General features: G+C 66.5%; 12 protein-coding genes and 1 other RNA gene. 9 read left to right on the top strand and 4 right to left on the bottom strand.

The window, feature by feature from the left end; all coding sequences use genetic code 11:
* Window positions 1–3 precede the first annotated feature (3 nt).
* The 9 genes from KYT87_RS22375 to KYT87_RS22335 all read left to right on the top strand — a co-directional run bounded on the left by KYT87_RS22375 (window position 4) and on the right by KYT87_RS22335 (window position 12,167).
* Window positions 4–3,591, top strand: coding sequence for an exodeoxyribonuclease V subunit beta (locus tag KYT87_RS22375; RefSeq protein WP_219990867.1), 3,588 nt, complete (start codon window positions 4–6; stop codon window positions 3,589–3,591).
* A gap of 657 nt (window positions 3,592–4,248) precedes the next feature.
* Window positions 4,249–4,346: signal recognition particle sRNA small type (gene ffs, locus KYT87_RS22370), an RNA gene on the top strand.
* Window positions 4,347–4,497: 151 nt separating this feature from the next.
* The gene (dnaX, locus tag KYT87_RS22365; protein WP_219990866.1) at window positions 4,498–7,176 is read left to right on the top strand and encodes a DNA polymerase III subunit gamma/tau; all 2,679 of its coding nucleotides are present in this window, start codon (window positions 4,498–4,500) and stop codon (window positions 7,174–7,176) included.
* Window positions 7,177–7,221: 45 nt separating this feature from the next.
* Window positions 7,222–7,548, top strand: coding sequence for a YbaB/EbfC family nucleoid-associated protein (locus KYT87_RS22360; protein WP_006221090.1), 327 nt, complete (start codon window positions 7,222–7,224; stop codon window positions 7,546–7,548).
* A 21-nt stretch (window positions 7,549–7,569) separates the two neighbouring features.
* On the top strand, window positions 7,570–8,178 hold the full coding sequence (recR, locus tag KYT87_RS22355) for a recombination mediator RecR (RefSeq protein ID WP_046806911.1): 609 nt from the start codon (window positions 7,570–7,572) through the stop codon (window positions 8,176–8,178).
* A gap of 76 nt (window positions 8,179–8,254) precedes the next feature.
* A complete protein-coding gene (locus KYT87_RS22350; RefSeq protein WP_219990865.1) occupies window positions 8,255–9,514 on the top strand; it encodes a CaiB/BaiF CoA-transferase family protein in 1,260 nt (419 codons plus the stop codon).
* Window positions 9,515–9,526: 12 nt separating this feature from the next.
* On the top strand, window positions 9,527–10,567 hold the full coding sequence (locus tag KYT87_RS22345; RefSeq protein WP_046806909.1) for an ABC transporter substrate-binding protein: 1,041 nt from the start codon (window positions 9,527–9,529) through the stop codon (window positions 10,565–10,567).
* A complete protein-coding gene (locus KYT87_RS22340; RefSeq protein WP_104144548.1) occupies window positions 10,560–11,369 on the top strand; it encodes an ABC transporter ATP-binding protein in 810 nt (269 codons plus the stop codon). Before KYT87_RS22345 ends, KYT87_RS22340 begins: the two co-directional genes overlap by 8 nt.
* A 3-nt stretch (window positions 11,370–11,372) precedes the next feature.
* A complete protein-coding gene (locus tag KYT87_RS22335; RefSeq protein WP_006222859.1) occupies window positions 11,373–12,167 on the top strand; it encodes an ABC transporter permease in 795 nt (264 codons plus the stop codon).
* A gap of 31 nt (window positions 12,168–12,198) precedes the next feature.
* Here the strand turns inward: KYT87_RS22335 and KYT87_RS22330 are convergent, their stop codons facing one another.
* Genes KYT87_RS22330 through KYT87_RS22315 form a run of 4 tightly spaced genes read right to left on the bottom strand, consistent with a single transcriptional unit; the run spans window position 12,199 to window position 16,022 of the window.
* Window positions 12,199–12,774 (bottom strand): biliverdin-producing heme oxygenase, encoded by a 576-nt coding sequence (locus KYT87_RS22330; protein ID WP_219990864.1) that lies wholly within the window; start codon window positions 12,772–12,774, stop codon window positions 12,199–12,201.
* 10 nt (window positions 12,775–12,784) lie between these two features.
* Window positions 12,785–13,444: a hypothetical protein gene (locus KYT87_RS22325; protein WP_219990863.1), complete on the bottom strand. Its 660-nt coding sequence runs from the start codon at window positions 13,442–13,444 to the stop codon at window positions 12,785–12,787.
* A 7-nt stretch (window positions 13,445–13,451) separates the two neighbouring features.
* Entirely contained in the window at window positions 13,452–13,805 is a 354-nt protein-coding gene (locus tag KYT87_RS22320; RefSeq protein WP_223264912.1) for a response regulator, read from the bottom strand.
* Between the two features lie 24 nt (window positions 13,806–13,829).
* On the bottom strand, window positions 13,830–16,022 hold the full coding sequence (locus KYT87_RS22315) for an ATP-binding protein (RefSeq protein WP_219990862.1): 2,193 nt from the start codon (window positions 16,020–16,022) through the stop codon (window positions 13,830–13,832).
* Window positions 16,023–16,049 lie beyond the last annotated feature (27 nt).

The following is a 16,049-nucleotide window of genomic DNA, read 5'->3' as shown; positions in this document are numbered from 1 at the left end:
GCCATGGCCGACACTGAACGCCTGCCACAGGACCACGCCGCGCGTACCGACGCGCTGGATCCCACCCGCTCTTTTCTCGTGCAGGCGCCGGCCGGCTCGGGCAAGACCGAACTGCTGACCGACCGCATCCTGGCGCTGCTGGCCACGGTGAACCGGCCCGAGGAAATTGTCGCCATCACGTTCACGCGCAAGGCGGCATCCGAAATGCACGCGCGCGTGTTGAGCAAGCTGCGCCGTGGGCTGGACGCCCCGCCCGAGGCCATGCACGAGCGCCGCAGCTGGGAACTGGCGCGCGCCGCCTTGGCGCGCAATGCCGAGCAGGGCTGGCATCTACTGGACCATCCGGCGCGCCTGGCCATACGCACCATCGACTCGTTTTGCGCGGGCCTGGTGCGCAGCATGCCGTGGCTGTCCGAGCTGGGCGGCATGCCCGACATTACCGACGATGCACGCGCGCACTACGAAGCGGCGGCGCGCGCCACGCTGGATCTTGCCGATGACTACGACGCGGTGCGCGTGTTGCTCAAGCATCTGGATGTGGACGTGCAGGCGGCCAAGGATGCCCTGGCCGACATGCTGGGGCAGCGCGACCAGTGGCTGCCGCTGCTGCGCCACGGCTCCGATCGCGCTGGCATGGAAGCGATGCTGGCCGAGGCCATCGGCGAAGACCTGGACGCGCTGTGCGACGCCATGCCGCTGGGCTGGGCCGATGCGCTGTGCGGCCCGGCCCGCCTGGCCGCGTCCCATTTGCAGGATGGCGACGACGACAACAAGCTGCTGGCGCTATTGGACTGGACGGAAGAACTGCCGCCGGACGCCGAAATGCTGGACCAGTGGCGCGCCGTGGCGCATCTGCTGTTGACCGGCACGGGCAGCCTGCGCAAGACCGTCAACAAAAACCTGGGCTTTCCGGCCAAGTGCGCGCACAAGGAACCCTTTGTGGCATGGCTGGAATCGGCCGACGGGCAGGCCGCCTGGGTGCGCCGCCTGCACGCCGTGCGCGACATTCCGGCGCCGCATTTCACGGACGCGCAATGGGAAGTGCTGGGCGCGCAGTTGATGACGCTGGCGCTGGCGGTGGCGCAACTGCGCCTGCGCTTCGCGGACAAAGGCGAGGTCGATTTCATCGAAATCGCGCAACGCGCGGCCGCTGCGCTGGGCAGCGCCGATGATCCCGGCGAACTGTTGCTGAAACTGGACGCGTCCATTCGCCATCTGCTGATCGACGAATTCCAGGACACCAGCCAGACACAGCTGGACTTGCTGCGCACGTTGACGTCGGGCTGGCAGGCGGGCGACGGGCGCAGCCTGTTCCTGGTGGGCGACCCGATGCAATCGATCTACCGGTTTCGCAAGGCGGAAGTGGGCCTGTTCCTGGAGGTGGCCGATATCGGCGTGGGCGAATTGACGCCTGATTTCCTGAACCTGACCGACAACTTCCGCTCGCAGGCGGGCATTGTGGAATGGGTGAACCGTTCGTTTGCGGGTCTGCTGCCCCGGCGTAGCGACGCCGCGGCGGGCGCCATCGCGTACAGCCCGTCCACCGCGTTCCACGAGGCGCTGCCCGACCCCGCGGTGCGATTCCACCCCGCTTGGTCGCGCGCGGGCGGCACGCCCGCCGAGGAGCAGGCAGAAGATATCGCCGTCGGCCTGGTGCGCCAGGCGCTGATCGATCACAAAGGCGCCAAGCACCCCGTGGCGGTGTTGGTGCGCGCGCGCAGCCATCTGGGCAATCTGACGCGCCGGCTGGCGCAGGAAGGCATCCGCTGCCGCGCCGTGGACCTGGTGCCCCTGGCGCTGCGGCCGGTGGTGGCCGACCTGGTGCAACTGGTGCGCGCGCTGTCGCACCCGGCCGACCGCATGGCCTGGCTGTCGGTACTGCGCGCCCCGTACTGCGGGCTGACGCTGACGTCCCTGCAACGCCTGTTCGGCGACGACCACGTCACGCCGGTCCCGGTACTGCTGGAACGCGCGCTGCGCATGACTCCGGCTACCGCTCCGACGGCGGCTGCTGGCGCCTCGCGAGTCGTCGCGCCGGCGCGCGGCATCTCCGCCAGCGGCGCGCAAGGCTCGTTGTTTGACGCCAGTCCAGACGCCGCAAACGGTGCTTCGCAATCCGCACCGTTGGACAGCGCATCGTCCGGCGTCGGCCGTGTTGCACAAGGCGCATGGCCTGAAGCCGAATCGCCCGCGTCCGAGCCGCCATTGGCGCAAGCCCTGCTGAGCCCCGACGAATTCGAACGGCTGCGGCAAGTGGCGGCCGTGCTGCTGGACAAGCGCAATGCCTCGGGCGCGATGCCGTTCGCCGCCTGGGTGGAATCCCTGTGGCGCCGCCTGGGCGGCCCCGCGCTGTACGCCGGCCTGTCGGTGTCGAACGACGCCGAAAGCCTGTTCCAGCTGGTCGAACGCCTGGCCCCGCACGGGGCCATCGACCCGGCAGCGCTGGACGCCGGGATCTCGCGCTTGTTCGCCGCGCCCGACGCGGCGGACGAGGACGACGGCGCCGTCGAGATCATGACCATGCACAAATCCAAGGGCCTGCAATTTGAAACCGTGATCCTGTACGGCCTGCATCGCGCCCCGCGCGGCGACCAGGCGCCGCTGGTGCGTTTCGAACAAAGCAGTGGCCGCGTGCTGTTCGGCCCTGTCAAGCCGCGCGCCGAGGTCGAGGCCGACCCGATATCGCGCTACCTGGGCGCCCGCGAGGCCCGCCGCGCATCCTATGAAATCGACCGCCTGCTGTACGTGGCCGCCACCCGCGCGCGCAAACGCCTGCACCTGGTGGGCCACGTGTCCATCGACGAAGCCAGCGGCCAGGTGAAAGCCCCGCCATCCGCCAGCCTGCTGGGCCGCCTCTGGCCCTGCCTGGTCACCCCCGAACCGCCCCCGCTGGACCAACAGCCCGAACCGGACGCCGCCGACACTCCCGAATGGCAAGGCGAACCCCTGCGCCGCGTCGCCGGCGACGGCCTGACGCAATTGGCCCAACAGTCCAACGTCCTTATCAGCGCCGGTTTCGGCACCGCCGACCGCGGCGCCTGGGGCGACGGCACCGAACACCCCGCCTGGCAACTGGAAGCCGGCTACGACGCCGCCATCGGCACGCTGGCCCACGCCTGGCTTGCCCGCATCGGCCAAGACGGCGTAAAAGCCTGGCCGCCCGAAGCCCTGACCGACCGCCTGCCCGCCATGCGTCGCCAGCTGACCCGGGCCGGCATCCCCGCCTCCCAAGCCGACGACGCCGCCGAAGCCGTACTGGAAACGCTGCAAGCCACCCTGTCCGACGAACGCGGCCTATGGCTGCTATCCCAATCCAGCGCCCGCCGCGAATGGCCCCTGATCGACGCCGCCGGCAAGGTCTCCGTCATCGACCTGGCGCTGAGCACCGAAGACGGCTGGCTGATCGTCGACTACAAAACCGGCCGCCCCCACCCCGGAGAACCCCCCGCCGCCTTCGCCACCAGAATGCGCCAACGCCACGGCGACCAACTCCTGCGCTACTGCTCGCAAGTCACGTCCCTAGACGGCCGCAAAGCCAAAGCCGCCCTCTATTTCCCCCGAGCCAAAGCCTGGATCGACCTACACCAATAACCAAAAGCCCCCTGGCCCCAAACAAATAACCGCGCCCCAAAGCCGCCAAGCAACCCCAGGCAACCCGCTCGCGAACGCCATCAATGCGAGCCAAACATACAGATAAGGCGCAAGCAAGCCGATAAGCCGCAAGCAACGCCAAGCAAGGCAAGGCGGAACAAGGCAACGCAAGGCGAGCACGGCAAGCCGGACCAAGGCAAGCCGGACCCAGGCAAATCGGACCCAAGGAAAGCCGGACCAAAGCAAACCGGACCAAGGCAAACTGGAGCAAGGCAAACCGGAGCAAGGCAAACCGGACCAAGGCAAACTGGAGCAAGGCAAACCGGAGCAAGGCAAACCGGACCAAGGCAAACCGGAGCAAGGCAAACCGGAGCAAGCTAAAGCGCAGCAAGCCGAAGCGAAGCAAGCCAAAGCGAAGCGAGGCAAGCGAAGCAAGGCAAGCGAAGCAAGGGGCAAAGCGAAGCAAGGGCAAAGCGAAGCAAGGGCAAAGCGAAGCAAGGGCAAAGCGAAGCGAGCCAAAAATGGCAAGCGAAGCAAAGCCATCACCCCCTCCCCCTCGGGGGGAGGGCCGGGGAGGGGGCAACATACCGCCCCTCAGGGGCCCGCCAACCGGAAGGCTGCAAGCAAGCGAAGCGCAGCTCTGCTAGAATTCCGGTTGGCGGGCCCCTCCGCATGGTTCGACGGTGAACCTGGTCAGGTCGGGAACGAAGCAGCCATAGTCGTTTAGGGTCAGTGCCGGAGTCAGGCTCGCCAACCGAATTCTTCAAAGCAAAGGGTCATGATTTCATTTCATGGCCCTTCGCTTTCAAGGGGGACGGGGTTATTTTCCAGGGATTCGTTCCGCGGGAATAAGCCCGTCCCCTTTGCATTTCAGCCAGCACGCGAAACAGGCTCTACAATCCAGCCATGACTTATCTGGTACTGGCCCGCAAGTGGCGGCCGAGATCGTTCGATACCCTCGTGGGACAGGATCACGTGGTGCGCGCGCTGACCCATGCGCTCGACACCCAACGCCTGCACCATGCCTGGTTGTTCACCGGCACGCGGGGCGTGGGCAAGACCACGTTGTCCCGCATCCTGGCCAAGTCCCTCAACTGTGAAACCGGCATCACGTCCAAGCCTTGCGGTGTCTGCCGCGCTTGTACCGAGATCGACGCCGGACGCTTTGTCGACTACCTGGAACTGGACGCGGCCTCGAACCGCGGCGTCGAGGAAATGACGCAGTTGCTGGAACAGGCGGTGTACGCGCCGGGCGCGGGGCGCTTCAAGGTCTACATGATCGACGAAGTGCACATGCTGACCGGCCACGCCTTCAACGCCATGTTGAAGACGCTGGAAGAACCGCCCCCTCACGTCAAATTCATCCTGGCCACCACGGACCCCCAAAAGATCCCGGTGACGGTGCTGTCGCGCTGCCTGCAATTCAACTTGAAGCAGATGCCGGCCGATTCCATCGTCGGGCACCTTCAAGCCGTGCTGGGCCACGAAGAGGTCGCGTTTGAAGTGCCCGCCCTGCGCCTGATCGGCCAGGCCGCGCAAGGGTCCATGCGCGACGCGCTGTCGCTTACCGACCAGGCCATTGCCTATAGCGCCGGCAACATGACCGAGGACGCCGTGCGCGGCATGCTCGGCACCATCGACCAACGCCACCTGGTGCGCCTGCTTGAGGCCTTGGCCACCGGCGATGCCAAGGGCGTGCTGGCGGTTGCCGACGAGCTAGCCATACGCGGCTTGTCGTATGCCGGCGCCTTGGCCGACCTGGCAGTGTTGCTGTCGCGTGTCGCGATCGAGCAGCGCGTCACGGGCGTCACGCCCGCCGAAGATCCGTTGGCCGCCGACATTGCGCGGCTGGCGCTGGGCCTGCATCCCGACGCCGTGCAGCTGTTCTATTCCGTGGCGGTGCACAGCCGAGGCGAACTGACGCTGGCACCCGACGAGTACGCAGGCTTCATCATGGCCTGCCTGCGCATGCTGGCGCTGAACGGCGATGCGGGTCCGCAGACCGCGCTGGAAGCGCCCGCCACGCCCGCACGCCAGATGGCGGAGCCGGCGACAGTGGCGGCAGCGATTGAGGCCGATGCGTCGGCCGCGCCGGTGGCTCATGCTGCGGCTGCGATTGAGGCTTCTGCCGCTCCCGCCGCTACTCCCGTCGCTTCCGCAGCTGCTTCTGCCACTCCCGCCGCTACTCCCGTCGCTTCCGCAGCTGCCCCTGTCGCTTCCGCAGTTGCCCCTGTCGTTGCACCCGCAGCGGCTTCTGTCTCTGCACCCGCAGTTGCGCCCTTGGCCGCGCCAGCATCCGCGCCCGCATCCGCGCCGATGTCGGCCTCCGCGACGGCTTCGACTGCGAGCCCCGTCGGCCAGGCCGCACCCTCGGTGAACGCCGACTCGACGGCGGCCGCCGCCTCGAAGGCAGCAGCGGACGCGCCGTCGAACTTGCCCGGTTCAATGGCCGCCAATGCTCCTGTGGTCGCCTCACCGGCGATTGCTTCTCCGGCTGTTGCCTCACCGACCGTCGCTGCTCCGACCGTCGACGCCCCGGCTGCCGACTTCGCGCCCGCCGCGCCGCAGGTGGCCATCGCGTCGGCACAAGCTGGCGCAGCTGCTCAGCAGGCTGCTGCTTCCCCAGCCGTCGCCTCTGCGGATGGCGTGCCGCCTTGGGAAGACCTCCCTGAAGACTCCGCGCAACCGGCAAGCACGGTTGCATCCCCGGCCAATGCGTCGGGATCGCCCGCCGCCGGAACGCCCGCCGCCGGAACGCCCGCCGCCGGAACGCTCGCCGCCGGAACGCCCGCCGCCGGATCGCCCCTCGCCGGAACGCCCCTCGCCGGATCGCCCCTCGCCGGAACGCCCGCCCAGGCCCCCGCCGCCTCCGCATCCCTCCCCACGCCGGAGGCCTCGGCCGCCAAGGCCGCAGGCTCTGCGGCGCTGGCGGTGACGCCTGCGGTTGCTGCCGTGCTGGCGACTGCGCCGGCCGAGACTGACCCCGACGGCCCGCCGTCCTGGGTCGACGAAGAAATTCCATTTGAAGCCGAAGGCGGCTTTGTTCCCGAGAGCGGATTCACATCCGATCCCGACGACGATGGTTTTGAAACGCTGGCCAGTGCGCCCTCCGTGGCGCCCCCCGTGGCCCCCGTCCGCCGTGAGGGCGCTGCGCCTTCGCGCAAGCGTTCGTCGCGCGCCCGCATCGAAGACATGACGCAAGCCGCCTGGCCCGGGCTGGCCGCGACCCTGCCCGTGACCGGCCTGGCCGCAGAACTGGCGCGGCAAAGCGAATGGGCCGGCGTGCAGGGCGATGCCATCATCCTGCGCGTTGCCGTAAAAACCCTGGCCGAAAGCGAAAGCCGGGTTCGCCTGCAAACCGTCTTGTGCGAACATTTCGGGCAGGGCATCCGGCTGGACGTGCAGGTCGGCGTCACCGGCGAGGACACGGCGCATGCCGTGGCCAAGGCCGAACGCGCCGCGCGCCAGCAGGCCGCCGAAGACGCGGTGGCCGTCGATCCTTTTGTGCAAGCCTTGTTGGCCGATTTCGGCGGGTATGTCGTGCCCGACTCCATCCGCCACGTTGATCCCCCGGCCGCTGCCTGACGCGGCGGCCCCTCTCTTATTTCCCTCGTTCAAGGAACATCCATCATGATGAAAGGACAACTGGCCGGCCTGATGCGCCAGGCGCAGCAGATGCAGGAAAACATGAAGAAGGCGCAAGATGCGCTGGCCGAAATCCTGGTCGAAGGCGCCTCCGGCGGCGGCCTGGTCAAGGTCACCATGACCTGCCGCCACGACGTCAAGCGCGTCGTGATCGACCCGTCGCTGCTGGGCGACGACAAGGACATGCTGGAAGACCTGGTTGCCGCTGCGTTCAACGACGCGCTGCGCAAGGCCGAAACCACGTCGCAGGAAAAAATGGCGGGCGTCACCGCCGGCATGCCGCTGCCCCCGGGCATGAAGCTGCCGTTCTAAGCAAGGCTGCCCTGGGCTGCAATGGATCCTTTACTGCCTGAACCCGAACCGCTGGTGTCTCTGATCGAGGCGCTCCGGCGCCTGCCCGGCGTCGGCGTCCGATCGGCCAGGCGCATGGCTTATCACCTGCTTCAGCACGACCCGCAAGGCGCGGACATGCTGGGGCGGGCGCTGGCCGGCGCCGTGCGGGACCTGAAACATTGCGCCCGGTGCAACAGCTTTTCTGAAGACGAGGTCTGCGGCACCTGCGCCAACCCCAAGCGCGACCCCTCGCTCTTGTGCATCGTGGAAACGCCGGCCGACCAGAACATGATCGAGTCCAGCCACGGCTACCGTGGCCTGTACTACGTGTTGATGGGCCGGGTGGCGCCGCTGGAAGGCATCGGCCCGCGTGAGCTGGACTTCGACCGCGTTATCAAGCGCGCCACCGACGGCGTGGTCGCGGAAGTTATCCTGGCCACCAACTTCACGGCGGAAGGCGAGACCACCGCCCATTTTCTGGGCGAAGCGCTGGGCGAACGCGGCCTGCGCGTGACCCGGCTGGCGCGCGGCGTGCCCGCGGGCAGCGAGCTTGAATACGTGGACGCCGGCACCATTGCCTGGGCGCTGATGGAGCGCAAGACCACTTAGCAAAGCAGGGCTCGCAACGTCAAAATAGCCGCCCGGCAAAGCATCGGCGCGGCACGAAACGTGAGGAAGACAAACCATGTCAGCGCTGACCGGACTGAAAGTCCTGGAACTCGGCACGCTCATCGCCGGCCCCTTCGCCGCGCGCATCTTCGGCGAATTCGGCGCCGACGTCATCAAGGTGGAAACGCCCCACGGGCCTGATGGCACGGGCGGCGGAGACCCCATCCGCAGCTGGCGCCATCTGCACGAGGGCAATTCGCTCTGGTGGACGGTGCAGGCGCGCAACAAGCAGTCCATTGCCCTGAACCTGAAAGATCCGCGTGCCCAGGAAATTGCCCGCAAGCTGGCGCTGGACGCGGACGTCGTGGTTGAAAACTACCGGCCGGGCGTGCTGGAAAAGTGGGGCCTGGGCTTTGAGCAATTGCGCGCCATCAACCCGGCGTTGATCATGGTGCGGCTGTCTGGCTACGGCCAGACCGGCCCCATGAAAGACCAGCCGGGTTTTGGCGCCATCGGTGAATCGATGGGCGGGCTGCGCTACGTGTCGGGCCACCCCGACCGGCCGCCGCTGCGGGTCGGCATTTCCATCGGCGATTCCATCGCCGCCTTGCATGGCGTGATCGGCGCGATGATGGCGCTGCGCCATCGCGACGCCACGGGCGGGCGCTGGAACGGCAAGACGGGCGAGGCATGCCAGGCGGGGCAGGGCCAGATGGTTGACGTGGCCCTGTACGAAGCCGTGTTCAACATGATGGAAAGCCTGGTGCCCGAATATGACGTGGCCGGCGTGGTGCGCGAACGCACCGGCGGTGCGTTGCCCGGCATCGTGCCCTCCAACACCTACACCACGCGCGATGGCCAGAACATCGTCATCGCCGGCAATGGCGACGCCATCTTCCACCGACTGATGCGCGCCATCGGCCGCGACGACCTGGCCGAAGACCCTGATCTGGTGCGTAACGACGGCCGCGCGCGCCGCGTCCAAGAGATCGATGGCGCCATTCAGCAGTGGTGCGACGGCCGCAATATCGACGAGGCGCTGGGCACCCTGAAAGCGGCGGACGTGCCGGTCGGAAAGATCTACAGCGTGGCCGACATGTTCAACGATCCGCAGTTCCTGGCGCGCCGCATGATCGAACAACATCGCCTTGCCGACGGCAGCCCCGTCAAGCTTCCCGCCGTGGTTCCCAAGCTGTCTGAAACCCCTGGCCAGACGCGCTGGGTGGGCCCGAAATTAGGGGAACATACCGAGGAAGTCCTGAAATCGCTGGGGTATGATTCAGCGGCTATTGACGAGCTGGCGAAGACCGGCGCTATCGGTAAACCCGACAACTAAGGAGACAACCCCATGTCAGTTACTCGCCGTGAGTTGCTCAAGATCGCCGGCGCCGCCGGCATCATGAGCCTGGCGCCCGCCATCGTGCGCGCACAAAAACTGGAAAAGACCAAGGTACAGATCGCCGTCGGCGGCAAGCCCCTGATCTACTATCTTCCGCTGTCCATCGCCGAAGCACGTGGCTACTTCAAGGACGAAGGCTTGGACGTCAGCATCGCGGACTTTGCCGGCGGCTCCAAAGCCCTGCAAGCCGTGGTCGGCGGCAGCGCCGATGTCGTGTCCGGTGCGTTCGAGCACACGTTGTCGATGCAGTCCAAGGGCCAGGCCTATCGCGCCTTCGTGCTGCAAGGCCGCGCGCCGATGATCGGCGTGGGCGTGTCCAAGAAAAACCTGCCCAACTACAAGGGCCCGGCCGACCTCAAGGGCAAGAAGATCGGCGTGACCGCGCCGGGCTCGTCCACCAATATGGTGGTCAGCTTCTTCCTGGCCAAGCACGGGCTGAAGGCCTCGGACGTTTCCATCATCGGTGTGGGCGCCGGCGCCGGCGCGGTGACCGCGCTGCGCAGTGGCCAGATCGACGCCATCTCCAACACCGACCCCGTGGTGTCGATGTTGGAAATGCCGGGCGATATCCAGATCATTGTCGACACGCGCACGTTGAAAGACACCCAGGACATCTTCGGCGGCAACATGCCCGCCGGCTGCCTGTACGCGCCGCAAGCATTCATCGACGCCAACCCCAACACCACCCAGGCGCTGACCAACGCCTTGGTGCGCGCCGATAAATGGATTCAAAAGGCGGGCCCCGACGAGATCGCCAAGATCGTGCCGGAAACCTACCTGCTGGGCGATCCGGCCGTGTACAAGGCCGCCATTTCCAAGAGCCTGGAAGGCCTGTCGCCCAATGGCATGATCCCCGAGGACGGCGCCGCCACCGCGCTCAAGGCGCTGGCCGCCTACCAAGCGGATTTCGACGGCTCGAAGATTGATCCGTCCAAGGTCTGGACCAACGATTTCGCGCGCCGCGCCAACGAGAAGTACGCCAATGGCTGAAGCCGCACTATCGCTGGAAAATATCAGTTGCACCTTTGTTTCGCGCGACGACCGGTCGCAGCGCTACACCGCCGTCAGCGACACGACCCTGGCCATCGCGCCGGGCGAGTTCGTGTCGGTGGTGGGCCCGACCGGCTGCGGCAAATCCACCCTGCTTAATGTCGGCGCCGGCTTGCTGGCACCGTCCAGTGGGCAGGTAAAGGTCTTTGGGCAACCGCTGTCGGGCATCAATTCGCGCGCGGGCTACATGTTCCAGGGCGAGGCGCTCTTGCCCTGGCGCAGTGCGCTGGACAACGTGGTGGCCGGCCTGGACTTCGCCGGCGTGCCGCGCCCCGAAGCGCTGGAACGCGGCCGCGAATGGATGCGGCGCGTGGGCTTGGGCGGCTTTGAAAGCCGCTATCCGCACCAGATGTCGGGCGGCATGCGCAAGCGCGCCATGCTGGCCCAGACGCTGATCCGCGACCCCGACATCATCCTCATGGACGAGCCGTTCTCGGCGCTGGATATCCAGACGCGCCAGTTGATGGAAAACGAGGTCCTGGATTTGTGGATGGCCAAGCGCAAGGCCGTGCTGTTCATCACGCACGACCTGGACGAAGCCATTGCCATGAGCGACCGCGTGATCGTGTTGTCTGCCGGCCCCGGCACGCACCCGATCGGGGAATTCGCCATAGACCTGCCGCGTCCGCGCGACGTGGCAGAGGTCCGCGCCCATCCGCGCTTCGTTGAACTGCATTCGGCCATCTGGGCCGTGCTGCGCGAAGAAGTGCTCAAGGGCTATGCCCAACAGAAGCGAGCCTGAGGTATGTCGAAGTCATTCAAATCCGGTTCCGCCAGCCTGCGCTTCTGGCAACTGTTGCTGCTGGTCGTCATCCTGGGCGTCTGGCATTTTGCGTCGCGCGATTCCAAGGTGGCGTTCTTCTTTGGCGAACCGCTGAAAGTCTGGGGCCGCATCTGGGCCTGGTTCGTCACCAACGCCGACATCTACACCCACTTGTGGGTGACGTTGACCGAAACCGTGCTGGCGTTTTTCATCGGCACCATCGCGGGCCTGGGCTTTGGTTTGTGGCTGGGGCTGTCGCCGCGCGCCAGCGCCATCCTTGACCCCTACATCAAGGCCGCCAACTCGATGCCGCGCGTCATCCTGGCGCCGATCTTCGGCATGTGGTTCGGGCTGGGCATCTGGTCCAAGGTGGCGCTGGCGGTCACGCTGGTGTTCTTCATCGTGTTCTTCAACGTCTACCAGGGCGTGCGCGAAGTCAGCCCCACCTTGCTGGACAACGCTCGCATGCTGGGCGCGCGCAAGCGTCAGTTGCTGCGTCACGTCTACCTGCCGTCTGCCACCAGCTGGGTGTTCTCCAGCCTGCATACGTCGGTGGGCCTGGCCTTCGTGGGCGCGGTGGTGGGTGAATATCTGGGCTCGGCAAGCGGCGTCGGGTACCTGATCCTGCAAGCCGAGGGCACGTTCGACGTGAACACCGTGTTCGCGGGCATAGTGGTGCTGACGGCGTTTGCGCTGGTGCTGGACTACATCGTCGGCATCGGTGAAAAGCGCTTGATGAAGTGGCAACCCAAGTCGGGCGAAACCGAAAAGCTGTAGTCGGTCAGCCGGCGCTGCGCACCTGACAGATTCAGGTTCGCAGCGCTTGCCGGCTGTGCAGCCAGACCGTCAGGCTGTCGAAGGCGTCGCGCGCGCCTTGCAATGCGCGGGCTTCGCGCCCCTGGGCGCCGGCCTCGCTGTCCAGATAATGCAGAAAGTTCTTCCACATCGGGCCCAGGTTTTCGCCATAACCGCGCAGATAGCGCAGTGGCAGGGCAGGGCTGATATCTGCCAGCTGTTTGGCCAGAAAGCGTCCGCCCAGCTGTGATCCTTCCACCACATAGGCCACACCCAGCGCGTAGGCATCGGCAGCGTTTACGCGGGGCGCGTCGGGGCAGTGCGCCACGGGCGCGGCGTCGCCGGCCGCCGCCAGGTCCGCACGTATCCAATCGCTTTTTCCGGCACGGGCCTGCGCTTGCAAACTGTCAGGCCAATCCAGCTGCCACAGGCGGCGCTCCAGCGGTTCCAGCCACCCCAGCAAGGCGCGCAGATAGTTCAGATACCCGTCGCGGTCCAGGTCGCCGCTGGTCAGGGCCAGCCCTTGATCCAGCGTTTCATGCCTGTCGCGGGTGCCGTCGCGCAGCACTTGGTGTACCGGGGAAATCATAAGCGGCCGCTCATGCTGGGGCAGGGGTGACGGGCAGGTGCAGCGACCAGCATTGCGCCTGCCGTTGCAGCCGCCAGCCTGATGCCGCCGCCAGCAGTTCAATGTCTTCGGGCGGGAAGGCGGCGGGGGCGTCGGCAGGCGCCTTGGCGGTATCGGGCAGCGCCGGGAAATGCGCGTGCCACACGTCGGCCCGCGAACAATCCAGCGTCAGCGCGGCATCCGCCGGCAACGTGGACAGCAGGCTCAACAGCCAGGCCAGCAACAGGTACCGCGACGTGAATTGCGGCACCTGCAAATCCGCCACGTCTTCCGGCCACACGATGCTGTGTCGCGACAGCAGCAGATGCGAGAACATCAGCTTGCGGCACTCGCGCAATAGCGCCTGCGTGGACGTGGTTGCGCCGCTATCGAGCAGCCACTGATCCAGCTCGCGCACGATGGTGACGCTGTCTTCCAGCATGCCGGTCAGGTCGCCGGCCAGGCGGTGGCATCGTTGCTGCAAGGTATCGGCGTCGGCGCCTTCCGGGCTTTGGCGCAGCATCGCGGCGGCCAACGTGGCGTTGGACAAGGGGCCGACAACTTCATGGCGCAGCACGGGAAATACCTGCGCCAGCACTTTGAACCGCACGCCCTGGGCCGCCAGGGCATTCATGGGATTGGCCATCGACATGGCGGCCTCAGTGTGCTTGCCGCAGGATGGCCAGCAGCGCGTCCGGGTCCGCGGGCTTTTCGATCCAGCCGTTGAACATGCCGTCTTCGTCGCGGCGCTCGTGGCGAGCCAGGCCGCTTAACGCGTAGATGCGAGGAGATTCGGTGCGCGCGCGCAGCCGCGTTGCCAGTTCATAGCCGTCCATGTCGGGCAGCAGTATGTCCACCAACACGGCCTCGGGCCGAAAGCTGTCGACCATTTCCAAAGCGGCTTCGCCTGTGGGGGCGCAGCGTGTTTCCACGCCGGAAAGCGCCAGGAATTCGGCAAGCAACTCCGAGCCCATTTCATTGTCGTCAACCAGCAGGACGCGAACTGCGCGCACTTCGTTCAAAAGGTTCTCCATACTTCAGGGGGTGGCTGCGGCGCGGGATTCGCGCGGCAGTCTTACCGTAAAAATGACCAGGCCATCCCGGCACTGCACCGAGATTTCGCCGTCATGGCCGCGCACCACCTGCTCGGCGATGTACAGGCCCAGTCCCAAGCCATTGCGGTTGCGCGAATGGCCCAGCGACTCGGGTTTGAACGGCGAAAACAGGTGCGCCAGCACTTCCGGTGCAATGGGCGCGCCATGGTTGGTGACTTGCAATTCTATGTGGTCGCCGTCTTGCCGCGCGCGCACCAGGATGGGCTGGCGGGGCGCGCCATGCTGGCGCGCGTTGCTCATCAGGTTGGTCACGACCTGGGCGATGCGGTCGGTGTCCGCCATCAGCGCCAGTCCGGGTTGCACGTCCGGCTCGATGCGCAAGCCGGGGTAGGCCTGGCGCTTTTCCTCGATCAAGCCATTGACCAGGTCGCTGAGGTTGCACAGGCCTTTTTCGATGCCCAGCCCCATGCCGCCCTGTAGGCGCGACAAATCCAGCACTTGCGAAATCAGGCGTTGCATGCGGCCGCTGGAATATCGGATGCGCTCGCCCATGCGCGCGCCCGAATCCGTTTTGGACAGCAGCGTGGCCGCCATCGAAATCGATTGCAGGGGGTCGCGCAGATCGTGGCCTAGCATGGCCAGCAGCGCGGTGCGGGCCCGGTCTACGTCAGCGGCGCGGCTGGTGGCGATGTGAGAGAGTTCGTCGCGCAGGTTGTCGGCGGCTTCCAGTTCGCCCGGCAGCCACGATGTGCAGGTATTGCGCACCACTTCGCGCCAGGCCTCGAACGAGCCGCGCGGCGTCAGGCGCGGCCCCTGGCTGCCCACGGCGTATTGCTTTTCGGGCTTGCCGCCCCACACCAGGGTTTCAACCTGTTCTTTGCGCAGCCAGATCAGCCAGCCGTTGTTCATGGGGTCGAATTTGCACGCCAACAGGCCGGCGTACGGCACCAGATCGGTTTGCAATTCGGGGTAGTCGCGGGCGATGTTATCGGTGTGCACCACCCGCTGTCCGCTTTGGTCCAGCGCGCACAGGATGCCGGCCAATTCACCGCGCGGGGCAATGCCGCCGAACACGGTGACGCTGTTGCCCCACAGGCACAGCGCGGCGTCGTTGGGAATCAGCGAGGCGGGCGTGTCCGGGCCGCTGGACAAGGCCAGGTGCAGGTTTTCGGACGCCGACACCCGTTCCGTTATTTCACTGACCAGCGCGGCGTTGCGGCGCGCTTGCGCCGCGCGTTCGGCGCCTTCGATGTTGGCCACCGCGGCGGACAGCACCTGCGCCATGGCTTCGCAAGCGAGCCGGGCGGGGTAGGGGATCGGGCGCGGCGCATGGTGGTGGCACGCGATCATGCCCCACAGCTTGCCCTCGATCACCAGCGACAGGCTCATCGAGGCCTGCACGCCCATGTTCGCCATGTATTCCAGGTGAATCGGCGACACGCTGCGCAGCGCCGAAAAGCTCATGTCCAGCGGCGTGGCGCTGGCGGACGGTGCGCCCCGGACGCGCACGGGCGCATATCGGGCGTCCGCGATCTGGCGCAGCGTATTCACGGTGTACAGGCGGCGAGCCTGCGCGGGGATGTCACCGGCGGGGTAGCGCCGACCCACCCAATCTTCCAGCGATTCGTGGCGCTCTTCGGCCACGATCTCGCCGCTGTCGTCCGGATGAAAACGGTATGCCATCACCCGGTCAAAGCCGGTTGCGCGGCGCACTTCGCGCACGGCGCACTCAAGAAGCCCGGCGATATCGCGTTGGCGCCGGACGCGTTCAATGCTGCGGTAGATGCGCGCCGGGTCCGCCATATCCGCGTCCGTTGAAACGCGCAGTTCCAACTCCACGATAGTCAGCCCATCACTGTTGCGATGGACGATGATGTCGAACATGGCACCGTTCAGGGCCAGCGTCAGCGGATCGAAGATGGGTTCGGGATCGTCCAGCCACGCCGTCAGGCAATGCGCCAGGGCGGGCGGCAGTATGCCGGCGGGGCAGCACTGGCCCAGCGTCAGCGGCGCACCGAGCACAGTGGGGGCGTTTTCGCTGGCGAACTGCAAAATGCCATCCGAGTCGAACGCCAGCAACGCGCCCAATGGCTGAATAGCGCCCGGAATATGAATGGGTTCGCTATCGCAATTGGCGAGCGTGACTGGCGTAGGGGAATGGGTCGGCGCATTCATTGTGGGTGGGGTACCTGGGACGCGCAA

This window comes from Achromobacter sp. ES-001 (genome assembly GCF_019448355.1).
Lineage (GTDB): Bacteria > Pseudomonadota > Gammaproteobacteria > Burkholderiales > Burkholderiaceae_B > Achromobacter > Achromobacter spanius_B.
Note: the sequence above shows the minus strand (reverse complement) of the source record. Positions and strands in the feature narration are given on the sequence as shown.